A 21121-nucleotide genomic window follows, 5' to 3' on the forward strand; every position below is an offset into this window, starting at 1 on the left:
GGTGTGAGCCCCCGCGTCTTTGGCCTAGACGCAGGGTCCCCCGCTTTCCGGCCACCCCGACACTTGCCACGGGCGCAACAATGCCGGATCGGTGCGCGTCGCGGACACCCCCCTCGAAAATGTGCTTTCGACGCCCGTCGAATCCCGGAGAGCCGTGCCCCGTCTGGCTTTGTGGTCGATACCGGCGATCGACGCCTGTCCGCTCAGTGCAAAACGAGTTGGAGATTTGGAGATAAACGTCTGAATCGGCCTCAAAGCCTTATGGGGTAAGGCTTCGCGTGTCTCCAAACGATTTGGAGAACGCTGGAGATACTGGAGATAAACCGGGCTGGATTGTTACGGCTGAGGCAAGATTCGCAGCAAGCGCTCGCCCCGTTCCATCTGGAGCGGATCGCTCAAAGTAACTTTGACACGCGGGTGAAAAATGCCGCGCAAAGGAACGCCCGCCACCGCCCTCCCGGACGGCGGCGGTGCTTTTCACAGCTCAAGCGTGAAGATCGACGGCAGCACACGGTAGACCATGAACTTGCCGTGACCGGGGATGTATTCCTGCCGGTACGGATAGCCGTCGCTACGCGGCATCAGCACGCCTCGCTTCATCAGTGCCTTGGCGACGATCTTGTGATCGAAGCCGGCGCACACGTCCTTGCGGAATACGGCCGCTTCGATCAGGTATTCCGTTTCGACGCTTTCGGCATCGTCGGCGCTCATCTTGCCGCCGAACTCGGCGTAATACTCGCGATCGGATGCGATGGGCGTGCGCCGCTCGTCGCGTTTCACGTGCTGCTTGAAGCCCGCTCGATGCGGCACGTTCGGCCGATGGTCGTCCTGCGCCCGGTTCATCCACACGAAACGGTTGTCGCCGTGTGCGGCGAGGAAATGCTGTACCTGCCGCACGGCTTCCGCTTCGTCGGAGTTGCCCGTGCCGCCGCGTAGTTCGAGCCAGCCTTCGAAGCAGCGACGTGCTGCCTCGACCGCTTCGCCCTGCGGCCAGCCAGTCAGCCCGTGCGCCGTCGCCAGCTCGCCGGCCACCGCAACGAGACAGAACCGCTTGGCGACGCGCGCGACCTGTGAATGCGAGCCGTCCGGCACCCATTGCCCGACCAGCTCATCGACGCGCACACGCAGATGCTCGGCCAGCTCTCCGGCCTGCGACGACGCCCATTCGATGAACGCGGGGCCGGCCGTGCCGTAGTGCATGCCGGCGTGCCGCTCTAGATGCTCGATCAGCGCGGCCGGCGTCGGGAAGCCGTGCAGCTTCTCCACCACCCCCATTTCGCCGACCTCGGCCGGGATCGCCGGCAAGCGCACCTCGATACCGCCTTTCATGGGCTTGTTGCCCTCGGCCATCAACGCGGACACGCTCTTTTCGCCGTTCGACAGGAACAGCAGCCGCCACGTGAGCACGGGCTTGGCCGAGCCGCTACGCGACGCGCGGGCCTTGCCCGACTCGTTCGCGAGCATATAGATCACATCGCCGACCAAGCGCGGCTCGACCTGTCCAATTTCGTCGAGGATCAGCAGCGCGTCGCTATGCTGCGTCGCGACGGCTTCGAGCGCGTTGTCGGTCGCCTTCCAGCTCCGCACGTAGTCCGGCGAGCCGAACACGGACGCGGCGATGACGCCGCCCGTCGACTTGCCCTTGGACGTCGTGCCGAGCAGGTGAAAGCCGCCCGACTGAAGCCCGGAGAAGTGCAGCAGCGGACCAGCGAAGGCGGTTGCGACGCAGAACAGCAGCCGGCTATTGCCGACGCAGTAGGCTGCGACCTCGCGTTGCCAGTCGTCCAACGTCCCGCGCTCCTTAAACTGACTCTGGATCGGCGTATCGGCCTGATAGATCAGCGCCTCTTTGCCGGTGCCGATGACGCGATCGGGCAGCACGAACGCGCCGTGATGCCAGCCGACGCGCGGCACGCAGCGCACGCGCTCGTCCGGCTGCGCCATCTGGACATAGTTGGCGATCTGCGTGCGGGCGATCTGCGTCACGCCGAGCTTCACGCCCATGTCGAGCAGCATGCGGCGCAGCTCCGTGCCGTCGCCAGCAAAGAGGCCAGCCGGCACCGCCCATCGTTTCAGGATGCCGTCGCGGTCCGTGAATTCGAGCAGGTAGCCCCACTCGCTGTTCATCTCGTTTCGTGTCTCCGCGATCACGTCGATACGCGTGCTGACCCAATGCGGCGGGAGCGGGTCGCCCTGATTGTTGAAGCCGTGAAACCACACGCCCTTGTCGTCGACGACGAACCGCGACTTGCCGTCCTGCGCGCGGGCCGTTTTCGGGCGCTTGGCGGGCTTCGCGGCGGCTGGCGCGACCTTGGGCTTGCCCGCATCCGCCGCGCCGGCCGGCGCGAGCGCGGCGCGCACGGCGGCGGCCACCGCATCCGGGCCGAGGTGGACAGCCAGGTCGTTGAAGTCGGTGCCGGCCGCTGGGCGATTCGGACCGAAATCGGGCACGGCGACTATGCCCGCCACAGCCTCGGCCGCCGCGCGAGCCTTCGTCACGCCCGGATTGCCCTTCGTCGTGTGGTCGTCGTCCGCGCACACGACGATGCGGGCGTCCGGATACTGGCCGCGCAGCGCCGTCGCGACCGCGTGCAGGTTGCCGGCATCGAACGCAACGGCGGCCGGATAGCCCGTCGCGGCCGCGAGCGTCGCGCACGTGGCGTAGCCCTCGCCAATCAGCAGCGTGGACGGCGCGGAAGATAGCGGGCCGCCGATCAGCGAGAAGCAGCCCGCCTTGCGGCCGTTCGGCAGATAGCGTTTCTGGCCGTCCGTGAGGACGAACTCCAGCGTCCACAGCTTGCCGTCCGCGTCACGCGCCGGGATGACGAGGGCGCCGTCGCATGCGGCCGTGCCGATGCACAAGCCGCCGCGAAAGACACGCAGCGCGTCGACCGGGATGCGCTTGCGAACGAGGTACGGGTGATCGGCCGACGCAGGCTCGGCCGCCGACCAGAGCGATTCAGCGAGCGCAGACGCGGCTTGCTGCTTCTCGGTCAGCTCGGCCAGCTCGGCCGCTTCGCGGGCCGCGCGCTCGGCTTTCTGCCGCTCGCGCTCCGCTGGATCGACCGGCTTGGCCCGATGCGCGCGCGGATCGAAGCCGCCTTGCTTGGCGAGATGAAACAGCGTGTTGATGGTAATCTTGCCGCCCTTGAACGACTTCCACACATCGCGCGCGTCCTTGCCGTTGTAGTTCTGCGCGCCTTGGCTCCATTCGTTCCAGAGGGCGAAGCCCTCCTCGCCAAACTCGGCCTTGAGCGCCATCCCGACCTGATGCCACGTGTCGCGGTCGTCGGGTGCGATATATCCGAGCGCGACGCGGGCCCGCTCGAATTCGGATAGGAGTGCGTGACTCATAGGTTCCCACTGGACGCGCGTCGGCAGACTCCCGATTAGTAGTCCATATCGGGCAAGCAGCTACCCGACGCGCGAAGAATTGAATGATGCGGCGATGCCTAGCGGCGCAACGTCAGCCGGCCGCGCGAGGCACCGACAGAACGGCCCCGCCGGCCGTGACGTCGTTGCTGTAGACGTAGCGGCCGAGTCGCGACTCGCCAAGGGCGTCGTTGGCTGCCTCCAGCGCCGCGCCGATCGACGGCAGGGACGCGCGGAACAGGCTCAGCACAAGCCAGTAGTCGTCATCGGACATAGCCTTGTCGGCCGCCCAATGCAGGCTGTCCAGCAGCTCCATCGCATCGCTGATCCGCGTGCCGATGCGGTTGCCGTCCGGCCGGTTCACCTCGGCCACGAAGTGCGACGCGAGCGGTTGCACGGCATTCTTGTTCGTCTTTGCCATGACCGCCCCCTCAGTGCGTTGTATGCGGTTCGCGCGTGACGAGCCCGAGCGCCGCGAACAGGTGCTGTTGCACGCGCCCCATCAGACCGGCCGCGAACGCCTGACGGCTGATCGTCACACGGTGCGCGTCGACGTCGCCCGCGTCCTGCATGGCGGCTTCCATGCCGCGTGCGAACGCGGCGGCTTGATGCACCGCGTAGTCGTGCAGCCGCACGTCGCCTTTCAGGTCGAGCCATGCGTCGGCGCAGATCGCGCCAAGGTCGACGGCGAATTGCAGCTCGATCGGAGCGCCAGTATCGAGCGGCGGCGCATTGTCGAATCCGTCGACAACCGCGGTTCGGATGCGCTGGTCAGTCATGACACACCTCCGGCTGCGCAGTGCGGCGCATTTCAGCCGAATACCGGCTTGCAACGCTTTGCCCCATGTCGACGAGCGCGCGCTCGTAGGTACCCTCCGCAAGATGCGACCGGACAGCATCGAACAGCGCTTCGAGCTGGGCGAACTGATGGGCCGCACACATGGCGATCATCGTGACTTCGTTCGGCAGGCGGTATTTAGACATGGCGCACCTCCAGAATCGACGCGAGGAGTTGCCCGACGTCGATCGTGCAATCCAGCTCCGCTTTGCCGCGAATCGGCGTGAGGTTCCAGTCGTAGACGGCCGCATGCGCGAAATCGCCAGACCGGCGACCGCAGACGCTACGCCCCGAGACGGGGCCGCCCAAGATCCGCACGCGCCAATCGTGATCGGGCGTCGGGCGAGCCGATGCCACTTCAACCAGCATGCCGATGCGCGAGCGAGCGTCACACTTCGTGACGATCGCCAGATCGCCGATCTTGCAGCGCAGGTCAGCCATGGCGCACCTCCGCACGAACGAGCGCTGCGATTGCGGCCAGTGCCGCGCCGGTTGCGTCGAGCGCATCCTGATACGTGCTGGCGGTTGCCGCGTCGCGCAGTGCTGCGCGGACGATGGATCGAATGAGGTGGGATTGCTGCCCGGTATGGGCGTGCGTGGACTGGCGCAAGATGCGACCTCCGACGTTAGCGTTTCGGAAGCCCGCGCCCCACTGCAAATTGGGGTGGGCGGGCGAATAGCAGGGTTTGCAGACCGGAACGTCGGCACCGGCAGGCCGAAGCCTCCCCACCATCGCCCACCCATTGAAAAAGGCGTGCAAAGGCACACGGACGTAAAAAAGCCGCTCATTGGCGGCCGTCCGCCGACATTTTCCGGGCTGCAAATCCCGGGCCGCTGCTGTTTCAGCGACGCCCACAGGATACTGCGCACCGCTGCGATGTGCAAATCGATGAAGGGACGGAGCAGAAACGGCGGCGGACGATGCCACCGTCCCGCACCACTCGTCGCGGCAAAGTGACTTTGGTTGGACATCACGCCGGGGCCTTCGGATCGAGCATGAAAACCGCATGCTTCAGGAGTTCGACCGCGCGCTTAGCACGAGACGGAATACGCTCGGCGTCGCGCTCAAACACGGTCGCCGCCGTCGCGATCCAGCAAGCCGCTTCGCGCCGCACTTCGTCCGTGCAGCGCCCGCGCGCTTCGGACAAGCGCTCACGCTGGCGCTCCAGCTCACTTTCGTAAAATGCCGCGTCGGCTCTCTTTTTCTCTGCTCGTGCTGCTGCGCGCACGTTTAATGAGTCGGTCGTCATTGTGTCTGGCTCCGATTCGCACGTGCGGCGAGCCATGCCTCGACGTCCCGTTCGAGCCAGCCAACAGCCCGCACGCCAAGCGGAATGGGGCGAGGAAACGTCCCAGCCTGAATTTGCCGATAAATCTCGCTTTTGCTTAATCCGATGCGTTCGGTAAGTGGACGCAGGCGAACAACTCGATTTGCGGTGAGGGAAGGGTGCGGGTTTTGTACTTCCATTTGCGCTCCGGTGAAATGGAACCGCGCGGGACTGCACGGCACGAGAGTAGTGTCGTCATTTCCACGGCAGCGCAAACGTCAGGTTTAGGGCAGCTATATCTATAGGGTCGATGTTTCTACCTTGACACCGGGGCCCCTCTCATGATCGGCAACACTCGATAGTCGTGTTCTATATACCGACGAGCTGCATCGAGCGCGTTTCTTGCATCTTGAACATAGTCGATGTCATCGACGTCCATCTTTTCGCTCATGAACTGATCTGCCAATTCATTCAGTGCCAACGCTTCGGATAACCCAAGGTCTTTCATTGCACGAAACCCGTCGAATGCACGCAGATATCGAGGTAACAAACTCCATCGAGGTCTAGCAGCTTTCCGCGCAGCAGGGAGTTTAGATTGCTGGAATTCAAGCACGGATTTCACTTGCTCTAGCTGCCGAGAAATTGGCATAGAGGCATCAAAAATCACCCTGTACTCCGTATCGCGCAACGGTCGGTCAAAGTATCGTGACGAGTCTACAGGGCCACTAATGAACCCGCATGGCGCATCAAATTCCATGTTCACGAATTGTTGGGTTCCATCATCCAGAGTTAGCGGCCAGCCCCACACCCAAGACGGTGGGTACCAATAGTCAATACCCCAGTCCATGAGGAATTTCGAATGTGCTTCGAAGTCGGGGTGTGATGCAAGGCGCTGCTCGTGAGGAACGCGTGCTAAGCGGTTGCAGAAATCGGCCTGCTGCTTGATGAACTTTTCATTTCTGCGCAAAAATTCCCACGCCCATCTGTCACCGCTTACGGACGCTGGTGGGTATGCGGACGGGTTACGCCAATCTGGGATTTGAAACCAACTCCGAACGCGTCGCCGCGCTTGGACGGAACCAAGTCGTCTACCGTTAACGACAAACAATGAGAGGTCTCCCTACGCCCTTCAGAACCGGCGTCGAGCCGGCCGGAGAAGGCGTCCGGTTTTTGGGGGCCACCCTAGGCTCGGCGATCTGCATTTTCGCACGAGCAAGAGGGCATGGGCATCGCCAGGCAGCGATGCACGCAATTGAAAATTTGCGAGATGTTGAAGGACGATGAACGCGGAGGGGAATACTCCCTCCGCGTAGCCGGATAGCGCAAAACTACCTTGCGATATTGAGTCGTTGAGAGATCGGGTTTGCAGTCCAGTTCGATGTGGCAAGCGCTCGAATGCCGTCCGCATAAACAGGCAAACCGTCTTCGAGTGCGCGTAGCGTCACCAAAATGACGGCACGCTGCGGCTCGGGGGGGGATCAACTCACCGAAGCGTCGAGTTATGCTCGCTTGCAACGCCCAATTCGCGGCAGTAATACCGTTTCGGAAGCGCTCGCGATACACCTTAACCGGCGACCACTTATAGCCGTTTTCGATTCGAGCGGTTTCGTACAGATCGGCGAGGTTTTCGTCCTGTTCCAATGGAACAAGCCCTTTTATGCTTAGGCGGCCATCCACCACTGATGCGCGGCCAAAGCTAATGTCGACGTTTGCTCGCACGTATTCAGCCCCTTGACTTGCGTCGAGCGGAGGGCTGTATACGAGGGTGACGAATGCTTCTCCACGGAACTTGTCAGGTTCAGGGCGCAGGCATGCGGGTATCGGGTAGTTCAGTCTTGTCCATTTGCGTCGATCAGCAACATCGACTTCGAACAACAACGTAAATGAGTCATCGTCGCAAAAGAGCGTGTCCAGCAACGTGGACGGCACCCCTGCACCGTAAAATCTCCGTGCGCTTGCATCGCGCTCTGGTGAGCGTACTGCGGCGCTATGAATGAGCAGCGCCTTCACGAGGGCAGGATAGGCGGCGGTGCCGCGTTGCTCAAGTTCCTGCCAGAGCTGCGCCGCTTGTGCGGCGACCATCGGAGCTGAGAAGCTTGTCCCGAGGGTCATGCCTAGGCGATCGCCCGGTAATACCGTATGGACTCCAGCTCCGACAACCTGAGCCATTTGATTGCAATTGCCACCATAGTGAACAACGTCAGGTTTGGGCGTCCGTACCGGCCCCGGCCCGCGTCGACTGAACGGTGAAGGCTCTTCTTCGTGAACCAACGTATGAGGAGCATTCTCCCGGTGGGCGAGGGCGCCAACTGTCAGGCTTCTTACCGAATCGCCGGGGCTACTGATGCGATGGCGAGGATTGTCTGCACCGGGAGGCCAACCGCGTAGATTGGGCGGCCCTTCGTTGCCCGCGGACACGACAAACAAAACATTGAATTCGTCAGAGATTCTATCGAGTTGCTGTGCAAGCCACCCGAACTCATCTTCAGGAGCCGGATCTACGGTGCCGAGCGACAGGTTCCAAACTTTGACTGCCGGATGGGCTTGAACTGCGGCGCGGAGGCGCTCGATGATGTCATCAGCATTCGCATTGGCGACTTCCATTCCTGCGACATCGAGTATTCGAGCGCGAGCATCAGGCAAGCGAATGTCGTTACCGTTTAGGGGACGCGCCGCACAAACTATCGACGACACCATTGTGCCATGTACATAGTCTGTATCCGGAGGAAGGACATAAGTTTCACGTCCAGCTACCCACGGGCCCAGTGCGACAGAATTTGGAAACATGCCCGTGTCGAAGACTCCGACGATTGGCAAATTTTCAGCTTCGTTCGGAATGTCGACTAGAGCACCCGGGAGTGGGCCATGATCCTCTGCCATTGGAGCGACATCTAGGACAGGAGCAATCATTGGGGCCGCAAAAATGCGTCTGATTCCGCTGAACAAACTAAGAGCGTGCAAACTGTCGAGATTTGCATTCCGCACCCGATAGCTTCGCCCAACTAATCCGGGATGGCGCTCCGAAATATCTAACCCAAGTTGGTTTGATACTCTCTGGAACAATTCTTCCGCCACTTGCTGCAAGTGAGCGTTGGGCTGATGAAAAAGCTCGATGAGTATCGGTATATCGGCGTTTCGCCAAGCTTGTAGACGTTCAAGAGCGGCTGGGTTGCGAAGCTCTGCGTCTAGCACGCGATCGATACCCCACGCCTCAAATCCACTGATCGCCGAAAGATTCGCTTTGATTTGCCTCGTGGTGCGTGTGGCAATGACTCGGTCCATCGCATCGAAGCTACCGAGGCTAGTCGCCAACAATACTTCGCCAAGTGCGGCGTTTCCGATCGGTATGGTTTGTCCCTCTTGTGCGAGGGTGGCCGGGCGGTGGCTTTTTGCAATAGCGGTGTCCCGCAGATGCATCACCATAACGGCCGGCAGTTGAGGATATCGTCGGAGCGTCTCGCTGAGAGCCTGTCTCACTCCGGCGAGAGAGGCTCTTAATTCGTTACGCAACTGCGGAGTTATTGGCACAAGCTCCTTGGGCCCTCCTCCTCCGCCGCCCGCGTCGCGATAGTCATGCTCCGATAAATCGACCCGCAGTATCGGGTTCTCCATTTGCGCCATCAAACGCCCCCGTAATATTTCGAATTTGTCGTGTGGATACCTTGTACAGATTCGCTAGTGCCCGTTGCGAAAACAATGACGGCTGCCACTGACGCAGCCATCGAATTTCATCCTGTACATTTGATAAGGTAACACGTTGAGTAGCGGCTATGGTAAGTCCGAGACGACGCAGCAACTCTGCTTCAGTCACGAAATCCTCTCCACTGAGAACCGCATTGCGCATGGCATCTTGAGCCACAAAATCGATTGCTGCGCCCGACATCCCATCAGAGAGCGTTACCAACCGCGACCAATTTATGTCCTTCGGAGCAAACGTCTTGAGCCGGCGACGCCACAAACCTTCTCGCAAGGCGGCATCAGGTAGTTGAAAGTGAATGCGAAACGCGAAGCGCCGCCAGACCGCCGAGTCGAGAAGCTGGTCATGGTTGGTTGCGGCGATAACCACCGTGTTCGGCGGCAGAGAGTCGATATTCTGCAGTAGAGAAATTACAACTCGCTGTAGTTCGCCGATTTCCCGCTCGTCGGCACGCGATTTTGCGAGCGCATCAAACTCATCCAAAAACAGGACGCAGGGTTGAGTCTGAATGTGATCAAACACCCTTCTCAGGTTTTTGGATGTCTGCCCAAGAAGCGATGAAATCAGCGTGTCGCAACGGACGGTGAATAAGGGTAGCTCAAGGTTCGCGGCAATCCATTGCGCGGATAGTGTCTTTCCGCACCCGGGGGGGCCATGCAACAGTAGGCGCGTCGGTAATGCTACACCAGCGGCGGCTAGCTTCTCGAACGATCGGACCGACTGGATAAATTCTCTCAAGCGGCCTTCGACGGCGTCGGGAAGGACCAAATCCAGATCCTCGATGCGCGGATATAGAACATCGACAGTCGACAGGCGTGAGTCTTGATCAACCGGTAGCGTTCCAACCAATGCCCCCTGTGGCGTGACGAACTGCTGAGGGGCACGAGCCAATCGGTCACGAATTCGTCGAGCTTGGTCGCGCGATCCCTCATCTTCCAGTTTCTGCGCCAGCAGCCCGGCATAGTCCAGCGCCATCCGGACGTTCGCACGGAGCGCGCCGTCGAGAATCTTGAGGACCTCGGACATATGTTCCATCTGTACCCCTTTTTATGATGCGGCAATATGTATCTCTGATCCGAATGTGGGCGGAATTGATTCGCTTTTTCGGAAATTCGATCCGAATTTTAGCCTAGACGGTACGACCTTGGGTTGGGTGTACGAAACCGATCCCTTGCGGACATGGGGGTGTAGAGGTGTCCAAAAGTAAGGCTTTCATATTTTCGGACATGAGGTATGATTCGGACATCCTTTTCGAACATATTGAGAGAGCCGCATGCCCCGGACCTTCGCATACGCCCGCGTCAGTACGACCGACCAGACGGCAGCTAACCAACTCCGCGAGATCGAGGCGGCCGGCTTTGCGGTCGACAAGCGTCGGGTGGTTACGGAGAGCATTTCCGGTAGCGTCAGCGCGCAACAGCGCCCGGGGTTCGCCGAGTTGCTTCTCAAGATGGAAGAGGGGGATGTGCTGATCGTGACCAAGCTGGATCGACTCGGTCGGAACGCGATGGACGTGCGCGAGACGGTTGAGGTGTTGGCAGATCGCGGCATTCGGATTCACTGCCTTGCGCTCGGTGGCGTTGACCTGACAAGCGCGGCCGGCCGTATGACGATGCAGGTCTTAAACGCCGTTGCCGAGTTTGAACGCGATTTGTTGATTGAGCGAACGCAGGCCGGCATCGCACGGGCAAAGGCGGAAGGGAAAGCAATGGGCCGGCCGGCCGCACTGTCAGACGTGCAGCAAGAGGAGGTATTGAGGCGACTTGGTGAAGGCGAGAGTGTTTCTGCTCTAGCTCGGGAGTTCCGGACCAGTCGGCAGACGATAATGCGAGTGCGGCTACGCGCGTAACCCGCCCGAATCAAAGACACCTACTTGACGCCACGGACATGACGCTCTGCATTTACTGTCGAGAATTGAAGCCAGACGAGGAATTCACGCTGGAGCATGTTATCCCCCAGTTCCTTGGTGGGGCGTACGTTCCTGATGTCTTCAAGACCAGAAGGGTATGCAAAAGCTGCAACAGCAATTTGGGTCTTTTCGTCGACGCCAGTTTCGAAAAGCACTGGTTTGTCACTGAGAAGCTTCGCGAGATCAGCTTTTCGACCTTCGATCCCAATCAGGATGTTGGGTTGCCGCTTGTATGTATGGGGCATTCGGACCTGCGGCCGCCGATGATGGAGGAGGGCGAGACGTGCGAGGCGTGGCTCGGGCCGTTAGGCGAGCAAATCTACTGGGTGCGGAAAGACGACTCGAAGCTGTACTGGTACGCCGGTGGTAATCCGAGAACAGTCAAGACTGAGCGCAGTCGTGCCTATTACCTATTCAGTGAGCGATCACCCAAGGATCCCGACTTGTCGTTGCGAGCGTTTCGTGACTCTTTCGCAGGGCGACGCGTCAAGAAAGTAATGTGCACAACCGTCGATTTCGATCCGAAGGTCATCGGATTCTCCGACCCTGACGAACTCGATGAAGCTCGGATTGCCTACATTCTTCAGAACTGTCGATCGAAGCAACAGCGTCATAACCAACTGAGGATGTACACGCAATATGACCTTCGCTTCATGGCGAAATTAGCTATCGGGATGGCCTATTGCCTTTTCGGTGAACGTGTCCTCGATACGCGCTATGCCGACGAGTTGTACAAGGGGTTATGGCATCGCCCGGATGAAGAGCCGCCCGAGCTGAAGGGCACAACAGATTGGATGAAGCAGCAGGATCCGCACTTCACAAAGATCATGGGTGATCCCGATGCGATCACTATCGCGATCGTGCCTGTCACTGGTGCCGTCGCCATCAATTTGAACCTCGGCGAGTCTATGAATTGGACCGTCCAATGCGCTAGCGGTGAAAACCTGACTGGCGAGGACTTTGACAAGCTCGGGTTGGGGCGTGTCGTCGTTCTGTACCGACAACTTCAGCGATCCGTTGACTTGCCCATGAGCGACTACATCGCGCATAAGATTGGCATTCGGGCACATCCACAACTGACGGAAATCGGCTCGATGCTGAATCGCTACCGAGATTACCTCAAGAATCTTTGATCGAATGTGCGCCGTTAGGCGGCGGCGGGCCGGGGCGCTCTTTGCGCTGAAAGTTCCAGATCGGGGCGATTCGCCGGCTCTTCGCCGTGACGTGTCTCCAAAGCTATCTCCAAGTTTTGGTGTGTTTTGGAGATATGTTTGGAGATGGATTTCTTTTTTGCAAACATGCACTTATGTCACTTGTCTCCAAATCTCCAACTTGGACATCGTTTTCCGGCAGATACGTTGGACTCCGGCAAGTGATACGGGGCGCTCGTTTAGCGCTTGGGGGTATGTTTGGGGGTGTGGTGCTAAACGTGAGATTGATATGATTATAAAAATCAGTTACTTGATGCGCTTTTAGCGATCCTGCAGCCGCACCATATCTGACAAGGGGTTACGGAGTTTTCCGTAACCCCTTTTTCGTTCACGGGGTTGCGCGCCCCGATGTCGCGAGCGCTGTCGTTACCCCCTTTTTCTTGTCACGCCCGCGTCACGCCGCATCTCTAATGTTGCACCTTCTCGCCGCGGCAGCATTGTCGCGATCGGGGTGTGCGTGACCGCATCCGACGCCATGCCCGCGTCGCGCAGGATCCCGGGATCTCGCTCCCGGCAGCGCATCGGCTTCTGCCACCCATCCATTCCATTCGAAAACGCGACCGACGCTGATCGAACTGCATCGCGGACGATCAGGAGACATGGACCATGTTGAGTCCGCATGAATTCTCTATGCTGCTGCGCATTGCGCGCGCGCCCGACAGTGTCGACCTCGCGAACCCGGCCTTTGCCGTGCTCGTCGAAAAGCGGCTGGTCGACGACACGCAGGTACGCGTGAACGAGATAGCGGCGCGCCCGGCGCTGACGCCGATTGGCCAGATGCTGCTTGCCCGCTTCGACGAGGCGGCCTGACGAAAAAAGGAAAAAGGGGAAGCAGAGGGGAGACGGCTGCAGCCGCGCGTCACGCCTTCGCCGCAGTGAAAACGTGACGCAGCGAAAAACGTGACGCATTGAACGCGCACCGAACCGCTTACTGCGCGACTGGCACCGTCACGTCGCTGCCGAACCAGTGCATCGAGATCTTCTTCAACGTGCCGTCCTTGCGCAGCGAATCGAGCGCATCGTTGATCGCCTTCTCGAACTTCGGGTTCCCCTTGCGGAACGGGATCGCCATCTCCTGCTTGCCGCCGTTCAGCACGGCACCCGAGCGTAGCGGCAGGTTCGACGTCTTGATCATGTACGGCAGCATCAGCCGGTCGTCGAGCGTCGCCTCGATCCGCCCCGCGGCGAGGTCGCGCAGCTTCTCCGGCGCGCCGGGATACGTCTGCACCTCGATGCCCGGCACGCTGCGCGCCATCTGGTCGTAGTTGGTGCCGAGCGTCACGCCGAGCTTCTTGCCCTTGAAGTCCTCGAGCGACTTGAAGTTGCGCGTGTCGTCCTTGCGCTGGATCAGTTGCGCGGCCGAGTATGTGTACGGCTCGCTGAAGTCGAGCGCCTCCTTGCGCTGCGGCGTGATCGTGACCTGGTTGACGATCACGTCGAACTTGCCGGCTTGCAGCCCCGCGATGATGCCGCTCCATTCGGTCGGGACGAACTGCGTCTTCACGCCGAGTTTGCCCGCGACCGCGTTCGCGACGTCGACGTCGAAGCCCTCGAGCTGACCGGACGTGCCGCGCGAGTTGAACGGCGGATACGTGCCTTCGAGGCCGACGCGCAGCACGCCGGCCTTCTTCACGGAATCGAGCAGGTCCTCCGCGTGCGCGGCGACGGCCGTGAAGCCGAGGGCCGACGCGAGCAGCAGGCCGGACAGCAGGAACTTCGAACGTTTCATCGCAGATCTCCAGGATTCAGTGTCGTGGGGTGAGCGCCGGGTATCGGTCGGACCCGGGGGCGGCCGGAATGCGGGCACGTAGACACTACTCGCAACCGCGCCGCGCCGGAAGTCGAATTGGCCCTGATTGCAATCGATTTCACCGAAAACCGGTGACGCGTTCGCGCAGGCGGAATAATCTGACGAAAACCGTCCGCTGGAAGACGCCGACATCATCGGGCCAGGAGCAGATCGACATGGATTTCAGATTTTTCGCCGACGTCGCGACTTACACGTTCGAGGACGGCATTCACGTCGTCGGCTTCGCGGATCGTGACCCGCCGACGAACTACGTGATTCTGCAGCGTGGAACCGAGGACGACGAACAGGACGAGGCGCTCGGCCTCGACACGTACTACATGGAAGTGTGCGAGCGCGGCGTGGCCGGTTATGGCGGTGTCGAATCCGTCTCGCTGCGCGAAGACATGCTGAATATCGAACTGGCGCTGGATGCGCGATGGACGCAAGGGCTGGGCCTTGTCACGATCGCGTTGCGCGCGACGGGCGGGCTGGAACACGTGAAGCAGGGGTTGGCGGCGGTTTTTGCGGGAACCTCGGTCACGTTGCGCATCGACTGACGGGCGTTCGGCGGCGGGCGGGCGCGGAATTGGCATAATCACGGCCTGCCGCGGGTTGCGCGCGGCCGATGCAACGCAATCAATCCGGATACTACCGCAATACCCATGTCGCTCGATTCCACGACCGCAGTGTCGCTGCACCATATTCTCGAACGTCCCGGCGATTTCTCCGGGTGGCTTTACCTGCCGCCGATGCCGTGGACGCTCGACACCGAAGGAGCATTTTTCGAAGATGCCGATGACGCGGAAGCAGACGCCGCGCCTGTCGTTGCGGTGCAGTCCGGCTGGAAAGTCACGCTCGACAGCGCGACGATCGAGGACATCGTGATCAACGCACACGACCAGATCGACGAGCCGAGCGTCGCGCAATTGCTCGACGCGTTCGTCTTCTACGTCGAGAACGACGCGTTTATCCTGTTCTGAGGGCGAGCCGGCGGCACGGCGGCATGTTTTGGTATGGACGGTGCGAAATTGGCATCGGTTTCGAACGAATAGAGAACGCGTGATGTCGATCGGAGGCACGATGCGCGACCGGGATCTGAAGCCGTTCATCGTCGCGATTCGCGACATGGCCGAGCCGAATGCAGGTATCGACACATCGGTGTGCGGTCATGCGGTATCCGCCGAGGACATGCCCGTCGACGCTGCCATTACCGCGTGGTTCAACGCGCTCGATGGCGTCGATCTGTCGATTCCCTGGACCGCCGACGACCTGCTGCTGTACGGCAATGCGGCGAGCCTCGCGGGTGGCCAGGTCGGTTATCGCGTCGATGCGTGCGGCCGGCGCCTCGCCGGATGGCACGACGACTGGACCGTGCTGGGCCAACTGGGCGGCGATCCCGTGATCGTCGTACCGGCGGGTGACGTGCTGTTCGGCCGCCACGGCGCCGGCGCCTGGGCTCCGTCGCGCGTCGCGCCAACCGTCACGCATTTCGCTCACGCGTTGTGCATCTGGTGCGAGTTGTATATCGGAAAGCATTCGCGCGATATCGTCGACGACACGTATGAAATCCTGCCGGCATTCATCGCGGAGGTCCGCTCGGGGATCGGCGATGCGCTGCCCGATGCGGAAGCAGCGGTTTTCATGGAGATGGTCGGCGGTTGAGCGCACGCGGCCCCTGTCGGGCAACGTGCACGTCAGGGGCGCGGGTAACTCGGCAGCACGAATTCGAATGCGAACGACGAAAGTGATCGAGGAAACAATCATCGGCAACCGATCGCACGTGACGGAAGCGCCGTGCGACGACCCCGCGCAAGCGATCGCGGCCGTCGAACGGCTGAACGGCCGCGATCGCTCGACCGTCGCCTTGGACGCAAACGACGCAACGGTGATGACGATCGGCGGCGGCCACGACGGCCGATACGTCGTCTTCATCGCATCGGAAATCGACGCCGCGTTGCTGAACCTGACGACACCCGAAGCACCGGCGGACGACGTGATCGAACTCGTCACAGGCGGCCAACGAGGCAGCTATTCGGCGCGGCAGTGCGTCGATCGCGCGACGGCGACGCAGGCGGCAGCCTATTTCGTATCGACCGGCGGCGCCGATCCGCGGTTATGCTGGCAACCCGGCTGATTCGCCGCGGGACAGGAAGGAAATGAATAGGGCAGACGATCCGGCAGCATTGCGCGCGCAACAGGAAGCGATTTGCGCGCGCTACGGCCTGCACGCCGCCGAGCCCGAAGAGAGGGTTGCCGTCGCGATGTCGACGCTCGGGCGCATGCCTGTCTATGGCACGCGCATCGCGCTGTCCGAAGGCGACAACGTCGGCTGGTTCTTCCACTGCGGCGAATACTCGGACGCCGACGATTTCTATCAGCCGCTGCATGCCGCGCACCTGTCGACCTGCCTGCCCTCGGTTCTGCCCTATCTGCGGTTGCCGCCCGGCGCACGCTTCATCATCGACGATGCGGGCTATGAAGATGTCTGGACGGCGTGACGTATCGGTATGCGATCGATCTTTCCGTTGTCCGGAGGAAGCCGGTAAAAACGAAGAAGGACCGCCACGCGGTCCTTCTTCCATGAAGCGGCATTCGAAAAAACGCGCTCCTGTTACGGCAACGAAATCGTCAAATTAGCCGACTCCGGGCCCACCTTGATCACCTGCGAATAAGGCGCCAACGTCTGTAGCGTTTTGTCCTTCAGATACGTGTTGAGCCCGAGATACCCAAGCAGGGCCACCAGCGCAAACACCGCCCCGATCGCCCAGACCGGCACCTCCCGCTTCAACCGATGCGCGATCTGATCCGGCAGCGGCCAATGCGGAGCAAACGCAGCGCGCTTGCCCTTCATGTGCGCGATTTCGTCGCCGAGCCGCGCGGTGAGATAAGCGAGCTTCTCCGGCCCCTCGAGCAGATACTTGCCCTGGAACCCGAGCAGCAGGCACATGTGAAATACCTCGAGCGACTGCAGCCGCGCCGCACCCTGCGCGCGACCTTCCTCGAGATACTGGTAGAACTTTTCCCCCGCGAGCTGCTCGCCGAACAGCACGAGCTGCAGCGGCCGGCGTTCCCAGTCCGCGCGGATCTTGAACTGCGACGACAGCACCATCTCGTCGATCGCCGCGCAGAACGCGAACTTCGCGCTGTATACGTCCTCGGCGGCGATATTCAGCTTCTTCGCGCCGCGCTCGAAATCCGACAGGAACTCCTGGATTCGCGTGCTGAACTCGCTGGCGCTGTCCGGCTCCCGCTTGTTCTTGAGCAGGAACAGCATGAAGAACCCGTCGTACAGCAAATCGAGCAGCGAACGGGCCTGGAACGCGGAGTCCGTCGACGCCGGGCTATGCAGGGGCGGCGGCACGTTGTCGCCGAACAGGGAAGGCGCGTAGCTCATGATGTGACCGCGATCAGTTCGAATTTCAGGTCATTGATGCCAGTCGGCGCATAGATCATCGCGGACTGGGCCTGCAGCATGCGCTCGTACAGCGGGCTGCGCGAATCGAGCGCGAAGTAGCATGCGCCGGGGCGCACCGGAATCGCGGGCGGCACCTGCGGCGTATACGACAGCCGCACGCCGGGCATCGCCGACAGCACGAGCTTGTCGACGTCGTCGGGCGCGCCGACCTTGAAGCGGGCCGGCACCGCATCGACGAGCTCGACGCTCGGCATGTCCGCGGACACCGCGAGGTAGAACTCCGTCTTGTCGTCGATCTTGCCGGAATCGAGGCGGCCGAGGTGGAACGACGGGCGCACCTCGTCGAGCGTGATCGCGAAATAGCGCGTCGAGATCACGGTGTCGAGCAGTTCGCGCAGCATCAGGTCGAGACGCGCGAAGCTCGGGCCCGGATCGTCGTGGCGGTAGACGGGCAGGTCGGCGAGCGTATAGCCCTTCGAGAACGTCATCAGCTGGCCCGCGAGGCGCAGCAGTTCCTGGAACAGCCGTTCCGGATGCAGCGCCGCGTGCTGGTGCAGGTGCGCGAGCGTCGCGAATGCGGCGTTCGCCGTGTGCAGCAGCCAGAACGACGCGATGTCGCCCGAGCGGAATTCGATGATGTTCTTCGACGGCTCTCGGTGGAAGCCGTACAGCGCGTTCACCTTCGCCTGCAGCGCGTCGACCAGTTGGCGCAGCCGCTGGTGCAGGATCGGCGACGCGTCGATCGCGAGGCACGGCGGCACGAAGCTGTCGTCGATCTCGAAGCCGGACGTCGCGGTGCGGCGCACGCGCACGAGCGGCACCGACAGCAACTGGTCGCGTGGCTCGCTGTGCGCGATCAGCTTGACCTGCGTCTTCAGGAACGTGATGTCGGCTTCGGCGGCGTCGGTGAAGTTGTCGGCGACGCTCGTCTGCTCGCTGACGAACCGCGTCATGAAGCCGGCGGCCGGATCGTCGCTGTAGTTGGTGCCGTTCTCGCGCAGCGGATGCAGCGCGAGATAGAACACGAATTCGTTGATGCCGTCGGGCAACGTATCCAGCGCGATCGGCGGCGGCAGGTCGTCGGCCTGCGGCGCGGCATACAGCGCGCCGTCCGGGAACACGAGCGCGAGCTCGGCGACCCGCAGCACGTTGCTGCCCAGCGCGTCGCGATCGATGCGCACCGAACGCACGCCCCAGTTGTACGGCTGGATCGCCTGGATGGATTCGAACAGGCGCGCCTCGTGGTACGCGTCCTGCCGTTGAAAGTGTTGAGGCCGGAGGAACAGTCCTTCCCCCCACAGCACCTTGGCCGAATAACTCATGTCAAATCCGGTTAATGTGGCGTTGCGACGTAATCGATTTGTTCGTGCCCGAATTAAATCGCCAATTGTTAACTCTTGTTAATTGACATTCGTGCGTCATGTTTAACCGCAGGAGACCGAAGACAGCATATTCAGCGGTTGCGAAGGCGCACCCTGTTGCGGTGCGATGACCGTCCCGTCGGTGACCGTCATCGCGCAATTATGCAGGCCGATGATTATGCCGGATTTCTCCGACTTCGCCGGATCGAACGTCAGTTTCCAGCGTTGCAGTGCGGGATCGCGGAACAGCGCGACAATACCGAATGCCTGCGCCTCGCGCGACACTTTCTCGGTTGCCGTATAGCGCTGGCCCGGAATCAGTGTGATTTCGCGCACGTTCAGCAGATCGGCGCCGAGTGCGGCTTTTTCCTTGGTCGGATCGGTAAAGGCGTCGAACGGCGCCTGCTGGAACGAGGTCGGGTCCTTCAGCGCATAGAGCCGGACGACGAGCGCGAGCGGCTTGTGGTCGGTCGCGGCATTCAGGTTCGGCGCGGCGGCCAGCGTGAGCCCGATGTTGCGCGGCGGCTTCTGCGCGTCGGGCACCTCGGGCTTGCCGATGCCGGCCGCGGACATCACGGCGCTCGCGGCCGAGCCGAGCAGCGGGGCGGCCGCGCATCCGGCCAGAAGGGCGCACGCAAGCAGCGGCAGCGCGTAGCGAATCATGGACGATCTCATCGTTTTTCCGGCGTGCCGCCTTTATCCCTGTCAAAACTGCCGGGCATTGCCGCGTTCGCTGCGTATCCCCGACGTTGCATCGCTCAACTATCAAGCACGCCTGCGTCGTGGCAAGCGCCCGGAAATTTTTTCCGCCGCCCCGGCGGCGTGTCGTGGGACCAGTAAAACTTGCGCATTCCGGCCCGAGGGAAAACCGCTGCGAGCCCGCAACGATAGGCCATTCGAGGGGGTAGCGCCCGGTTTTAAAAGGAATTACTCTTCACACGACGATTGAATTATGAAAAATTGATCGGTACTATACCCGCGCGCTTCTTGCAAAGCAAAAGAACCAGATTCTCAACGATTTAAAACTCACGCGCCGGTGGATATAACGATGAAAGACCGTCTGTTCGCAAAACTGTCTGGGGTGGTGGTGGCTTGCGGCGTGATCGCCGGCTGTGCGAGCCAGCCGCCCGCGCCGCCGACTGCGGAAGTGTTCAACAAGTCGCTGGCCGATGCAGACGCCGTCGCGAAGGCAGGGGATCAGGACAAGGCGCTGGGCCTGTACCAGCAGCTCGCGAAGTCGGATCCGACGCGCGAGGAACCGTGGTCGCGCATCGCGCAAATCCAGTTCGCACAAAACCATTACGGGCAGGCGATCGTCGCCGCCCAGGAAGCGCTGCAGCGCGACGCGACCGATCGTCAGGCGAAGAGCGTGCTGGCCGTCGCCGGCCTGCGGATCGCGACGCAGTCGCTCGGCGAGCTGCGCCAGGATGCGTCGCTCGCGGGCGATGCGAAGTCCGACGCGCAGGCGCTCGCGAAGCAACTGCGCGACACGCTCGGCGAGTCGGCGCTGTTCCCGCCGGAGCAGAGGGTGCAGGCGAAGAAGTACACCGGCCGCCGTACGGTTCATCGTCCGAAGGCGGGGGCCGCACCGGCCGCGGACACGGCCGCGAGCGCCGCCCCGACGCCGACGCCGCCCGCCGCGCAAAAGGGCAGCGCGGATCCGTTCGGCGCACTGCGCAACTGAAACCGCAACTGACGCGATAACCACAACTAACCTGGGAGCCGTCGAGATGGCCAAGAAAGAAAGCATTCAGAAAAGCTTGCAGAAAATACGGCCGCCGCGCGTCCAGCTGACCTACGAGGTCGAGAAGGGCGATGCGATCGAGGTGAAGGAACTGCCGTTCGTCGTCGGGGTCGTCGGCGATCTGGCGGGCCAGTCCGAAATCGAGCAGCCGAAGCTGCGCGACCGCAAGTTCGTCAATATCGACCGCGACAATTTCGACGACGTGATGAAGGCGATCGAGCCGCGTGCCGCGTTCCAGGTGGAAAACCGCCTGAGCCCGGAAGGCGGCAAGTTCGCGGTCGACCTGAAGTTCCGCTCGCTGTCGGATTTCAGCCCGGACGAAGTCGTCGAACAGGTCGAGCCGCTGCGCCGCCTGCTCGAGGCGCGTTCGAAGCTCGCCGACCTGCGCAACAAGCTCGCCGGCAACGACAAGCTCGAGGATCTGCTGTCCGAGGTGCTGAAGAACACGCAGCAGCTGCAGGAGCTCGCGAAGGGCACCGGCGGCGACAAAGACGGCGAATGACGACGGAGTGTTGAG

General features: G+C 61.5%; 25 protein-coding genes and 1 pseudogene. 10 read left to right on the top strand and 16 right to left on the bottom strand.

Annotated features, from left to right (window positions below; translation table 11 throughout):
* Positions 1-477: 477 nt before the first annotated feature.
* From CFB89_RS01845 to iteA, 12 genes and pseudogenes are all read right to left on the bottom strand, one after another.
* On the bottom strand, positions 478-3354 hold the full coding sequence (locus CFB89_RS01845; protein ID WP_089466511.1) for a DUF927 domain-containing protein: 2877 nt from the start codon (positions 3352-3354) through the stop codon (positions 478-480).
* A 112-nt stretch (positions 3355-3466) separates the two neighbouring features.
* Positions 3467-3793 carry a hypothetical protein gene (locus CFB89_RS01850; protein WP_059833457.1) on the bottom strand — a complete coding sequence of 109 codons (327 nt, stop codon included), beginning with the start codon at positions 3791-3793 and terminating at the stop codon, positions 3467-3469.
* Between the two features lie 10 nt (positions 3794-3803).
* Positions 3804-4151: a hypothetical protein gene (locus CFB89_RS01855; RefSeq protein ID WP_089466512.1), complete on the bottom strand. Its 348-nt coding sequence runs from the start codon at positions 4149-4151 to the stop codon at positions 3804-3806.
* Positions 4144-4356: a hypothetical protein gene (locus CFB89_RS01860; protein ID WP_006765346.1), complete on the bottom strand. Its 213-nt coding sequence runs from the start codon at positions 4354-4356 to the stop codon at positions 4144-4146. The genes CFB89_RS01855 and CFB89_RS01860 overlap by 8 nt, the downstream gene beginning before the upstream one ends.
* Complete coding sequence (locus CFB89_RS01865; protein ID WP_089466513.1) at positions 4349-4651, bottom strand: hypothetical protein; 303 nt, start codon at positions 4649-4651, stop codon at positions 4349-4351. Before CFB89_RS01865 ends, CFB89_RS01860 begins: the two co-directional genes overlap by 8 nt.
* Complete coding sequence (locus tag CFB89_RS01870; protein ID WP_076903401.1) at positions 4644-4820, bottom strand: hypothetical protein; 177 nt, start codon at positions 4818-4820, stop codon at positions 4644-4646. The genes CFB89_RS01865 and CFB89_RS01870 overlap by 8 nt, the downstream gene beginning before the upstream one ends.
* Before the next feature lie 361 nt (positions 4821-5181).
* The gene (locus tag CFB89_RS01875; RefSeq protein WP_089466514.1) at positions 5182-5460 is read right to left on the bottom strand and encodes a hypothetical protein; all 279 of its coding nucleotides are present in this window, start codon (positions 5458-5460) and stop codon (positions 5182-5184) included.
* Positions 5457-5678 carry an AlpA family transcriptional regulator gene (locus tag CFB89_RS01880; RefSeq protein ID WP_089466515.1) on the bottom strand — a complete coding sequence of 74 codons (222 nt, stop codon included), beginning with the start codon at positions 5676-5678 and terminating at the stop codon, positions 5457-5459. The genes CFB89_RS01875 and CFB89_RS01880 overlap by 4 nt, the downstream gene beginning before the upstream one ends.
* Before the next feature lie 116 nt (positions 5679-5794).
* Positions 5795-6325 (bottom strand): hypothetical protein, encoded by a 531-nt coding sequence (locus CFB89_RS33935; RefSeq protein ID WP_144030052.1) that lies wholly within the window; start codon positions 6323-6325, stop codon positions 5795-5797.
* 45 nt (positions 6326-6370) lie between these two features.
* Positions 6371-6451: pseudogene (locus tag CFB89_RS35730) on the bottom strand (hypothetical protein); the annotation flags it as partial.
* Positions 6452-6660: 209 nt separating this feature from the next.
* On the bottom strand, positions 6661-9090 hold the full coding sequence (locus CFB89_RS01890; RefSeq protein WP_179233360.1) for a S8 family peptidase: 2430 nt from the start codon (positions 9088-9090) through the stop codon (positions 6661-6663).
* Entirely contained in the window at positions 9050-10210 is a 1161-nt protein-coding gene (iteA, locus tag CFB89_RS01895) for an anti-phage ATPase IteA (RefSeq protein WP_254208958.1), read from the bottom strand. The genes CFB89_RS01890 and iteA overlap by 41 nt, the downstream gene beginning before the upstream one ends.
* 238 nt (positions 10211-10448) lie before the next feature.
* Here iteA and CFB89_RS01900 point away from each other — a divergent pair, with 238 nt between their 5' ends.
* The 3 genes from CFB89_RS01900 (at position 10449) to CFB89_RS01910 (ending at position 13105) form a co-directional block, all read left to right on the top strand.
* Positions 10449-11024 carry a recombinase family protein gene (locus tag CFB89_RS01900; protein WP_089466518.1) on the top strand — a complete coding sequence of 192 codons (576 nt, stop codon included), beginning with the start codon at positions 10449-10451 and terminating at the stop codon, positions 11022-11024.
* A gap of 38 nt (positions 11025-11062) precedes the next feature.
* Complete coding sequence (locus tag CFB89_RS01905) at positions 11063-12217, top strand: HNH endonuclease (protein ID WP_059859883.1); 1155 nt, start codon at positions 11063-11065, stop codon at positions 12215-12217.
* 684 nt (positions 12218-12901) lie between these two features.
* Positions 12902-13105 carry a hypothetical protein gene (locus CFB89_RS01910; RefSeq protein ID WP_089466519.1) on the top strand — a complete coding sequence of 68 codons (204 nt, stop codon included), beginning with the start codon at positions 12902-12904 and terminating at the stop codon, positions 13103-13105.
* 118 nt (positions 13106-13223) lie between these two features.
* Here CFB89_RS01910 and CFB89_RS01915 read toward each other — a convergent pair whose 3' ends face one another.
* Positions 13224-14024, bottom strand: a complete 801-nt coding sequence (locus CFB89_RS01915; RefSeq protein WP_089466520.1) for a cystine ABC transporter substrate-binding protein — start codon at positions 14022-14024, stop codon at positions 13224-13226.
* 152 nt (positions 14025-14176) lie between these two features.
* Here CFB89_RS01915 and CFB89_RS01920 point away from each other — a divergent pair, with 152 nt between their 5' ends.
* The 5 genes from CFB89_RS01920 to CFB89_RS01940 all read left to right on the top strand — a co-directional run bounded on the left by CFB89_RS01920 (position 14177) and on the right by CFB89_RS01940 (position 16582).
* Positions 14177-14641: an Imm10 family immunity protein gene (locus tag CFB89_RS01920; RefSeq protein WP_218828339.1), complete on the top strand. Its 465-nt coding sequence runs from the start codon at positions 14177-14179 to the stop codon at positions 14639-14641.
* A gap of 105 nt (positions 14642-14746) precedes the next feature.
* Entirely contained in the window at positions 14747-15064 is a 318-nt protein-coding gene (locus tag CFB89_RS01925) for a hypothetical protein (RefSeq protein WP_089466521.1), read from the top strand.
* A 100-nt stretch (positions 15065-15164) separates the two neighbouring features.
* Positions 15165-15746 carry a hypothetical protein gene (locus CFB89_RS01930; protein ID WP_144030053.1) on the top strand — a complete coding sequence of 194 codons (582 nt, stop codon included), beginning with the start codon at positions 15165-15167 and terminating at the stop codon, positions 15744-15746.
* Between the two features lie 67 nt (positions 15747-15813).
* The gene (locus tag CFB89_RS01935) at positions 15814-16218 is read left to right on the top strand and encodes an Imm1 family immunity protein (RefSeq protein ID WP_179233361.1); all 405 of its coding nucleotides are present in this window, start codon (positions 15814-15816) and stop codon (positions 16216-16218) included.
* A 22-nt stretch (positions 16219-16240) separates the two neighbouring features.
* Positions 16241-16582, top strand: coding sequence for a hypothetical protein (locus tag CFB89_RS01940; RefSeq protein ID WP_089466524.1), 342 nt, complete (start codon positions 16241-16243; stop codon positions 16580-16582).
* A gap of 113 nt (positions 16583-16695) precedes the next feature.
* Here the strand turns inward: CFB89_RS01940 and icmH are convergent, their stop codons facing one another.
* From icmH to tssJ, 3 genes are all read right to left on the bottom strand, one after another.
* On the bottom strand, positions 16696-17478 hold the full coding sequence (gene icmH, locus CFB89_RS01945) for a type IVB secretion system protein IcmH/DotU (protein WP_089466525.1): 783 nt from the start codon (positions 17476-17478) through the stop codon (positions 16696-16698).
* Positions 17475-18821: a type VI secretion system baseplate subunit TssK gene (tssK, locus tag CFB89_RS01950; RefSeq protein WP_089466526.1), complete on the bottom strand. Its 1347-nt coding sequence runs from the start codon at positions 18819-18821 to the stop codon at positions 17475-17477. The genes icmH and tssK overlap by 4 nt, the downstream gene beginning before the upstream one ends.
* A gap of 102 nt (positions 18822-18923) precedes the next feature.
* A complete protein-coding gene (tssJ, locus tag CFB89_RS01955) occupies positions 18924-19535 on the bottom strand; it encodes a type VI secretion system lipoprotein TssJ (RefSeq protein WP_089466527.1) in 612 nt (203 codons plus the stop codon).
* 373 nt (positions 19536-19908) lie between these two features.
* On the opposite strand from tssJ, the gene CFB89_RS01960 reads away from it, so the two are divergent.
* Together CFB89_RS01960 and tssB are read left to right on the top strand one after the other, a co-directional pair.
* Positions 19909-20544: a M48 family metallopeptidase gene (locus CFB89_RS01960; protein WP_089466528.1), complete on the top strand. Its 636-nt coding sequence runs from the start codon at positions 19909-19911 to the stop codon at positions 20542-20544.
* 46 nt (positions 20545-20590) lie between these two features.
* A complete protein-coding gene (gene tssB, locus CFB89_RS01965) occupies positions 20591-21106 on the top strand; it encodes a type VI secretion system contractile sheath small subunit (protein WP_006484395.1) in 516 nt (171 codons plus the stop codon).
* Positions 21107-21121: the final 15 nt, after the last annotated feature.

The sequence above is a fragment of the Burkholderia sp. AU16741 genome (assembly GCF_002223345.1).
GTDB lineage: Bacteria > Pseudomonadota > Gammaproteobacteria > Burkholderiales > Burkholderiaceae > Burkholderia > Burkholderia sola.

What these genes read in the sequence shown, in the direction of transcription:
- CFB89_RS01845 (WP_089466511.1), bottom strand. Translation starts at nt 3,354, where the DNA reads ATGAGTCACGCACTCCTATCCGAATTCGAGCGGGCCCGCGTCGCGCTC.
- CFB89_RS01850 (WP_059833457.1), bottom strand. Translation starts at nt 3,793, where the DNA reads ATGGCAAAGACGAACAAGAATGCCGTGCAACCGCTCGCGTCGCACTTC.
- CFB89_RS01855 (WP_089466512.1), bottom strand. Translation starts at nt 4,151, where the DNA reads ATGACTGACCAGCGCATCCGAACCGCGGTTGTCGACGGATTCGACAAT.
- CFB89_RS01860 (WP_006765346.1), bottom strand. Translation starts at nt 4,356, where the DNA reads ATGTCTAAATACCGCCTGCCGAACGAAGTCACGATGATCGCCATGTGT.
- CFB89_RS01865 (WP_089466513.1), bottom strand. Translation starts at nt 4,651, where the DNA reads ATGGCTGACCTGCGCTGCAAGATCGGCGATCTGGCGATCGTCACGAAG.
- CFB89_RS01875 (WP_089466514.1), bottom strand. Translation starts at nt 5,460, where the DNA reads ATGACGACCGACTCATTAAACGTGCGCGCAGCAGCACGAGCAGAGAAA.
- CFB89_RS01880 (WP_089466515.1), bottom strand. Translation starts at nt 5,678, where the DNA reads ATGGAAGTACAAAACCCGCACCCTTCCCTCACCGCAAATCGAGTTGTT.
- CFB89_RS33935 (WP_144030052.1), bottom strand. Translation starts at nt 6,325, where the DNA reads ATGGACTGGGGTATTGACTATTGGTACCCACCGTCTTGGGTGTGGGGC.
- CFB89_RS01890 (WP_179233360.1), bottom strand. Translation starts at nt 9,090, where the DNA reads ATGGAGAACCCGATACTGCGGGTCGATTTATCGGAGCATGACTATCGC.
- iteA (WP_254208958.1), bottom strand. Translation starts at nt 10,210, where the DNA reads ATGGAACATATGTCCGAGGTCCTCAAGATTCTCGACGGCGCGCTCCGT.
- CFB89_RS01900 (WP_089466518.1), top strand. Translation starts at nt 10,449, where the DNA reads ATGCCCCGGACCTTCGCATACGCCCGCGTCAGTACGACCGACCAGACG.
- CFB89_RS01905 (WP_059859883.1), top strand. Translation starts at nt 11,063, where the DNA reads ATGACGCTCTGCATTTACTGTCGAGAATTGAAGCCAGACGAGGAATTC.
- CFB89_RS01910 (WP_089466519.1), top strand. Translation starts at nt 12,902, where the DNA reads ATGTTGAGTCCGCATGAATTCTCTATGCTGCTGCGCATTGCGCGCGCG.
- CFB89_RS01915 (WP_089466520.1), bottom strand. Translation starts at nt 14,024, where the DNA reads ATGAAACGTTCGAAGTTCCTGCTGTCCGGCCTGCTGCTCGCGTCGGCC.
- CFB89_RS01925 (WP_089466521.1), top strand. Translation starts at nt 14,747, where the DNA reads ATGTCGCTCGATTCCACGACCGCAGTGTCGCTGCACCATATTCTCGAA.
- CFB89_RS01930 (WP_144030053.1), top strand. Translation starts at nt 15,165, where the DNA reads ATGCGCGACCGGGATCTGAAGCCGTTCATCGTCGCGATTCGCGACATG.
- CFB89_RS01935 (WP_179233361.1), top strand. Translation starts at nt 15,814, where the DNA reads ATGCGAACGACGAAAGTGATCGAGGAAACAATCATCGGCAACCGATCG.
- CFB89_RS01940 (WP_089466524.1), top strand. Translation starts at nt 16,241, where the DNA reads ATGAATAGGGCAGACGATCCGGCAGCATTGCGCGCGCAACAGGAAGCG.
- icmH (WP_089466525.1), bottom strand. Translation starts at nt 17,478, where the DNA reads ATGAGCTACGCGCCTTCCCTGTTCGGCGACAACGTGCCGCCGCCCCTG.
- tssK (WP_089466526.1), bottom strand. Translation starts at nt 18,821, where the DNA reads ATGAGTTATTCGGCCAAGGTGCTGTGGGGGGAAGGACTGTTCCTCCGG.
- tssJ (WP_089466527.1), bottom strand. Translation starts at nt 19,535, where the DNA reads ATGAGATCGTCCATGATTCGCTACGCGCTGCCGCTGCTTGCGTGCGCC.
- CFB89_RS01960 (WP_089466528.1), top strand. Translation starts at nt 19,909, where the DNA reads ATGAAAGACCGTCTGTTCGCAAAACTGTCTGGGGTGGTGGTGGCTTGC.
- tssB (WP_006484395.1), top strand. Translation starts at nt 20,591, where the DNA reads ATGGCCAAGAAAGAAAGCATTCAGAAAAGCTTGCAGAAAATACGGCCG.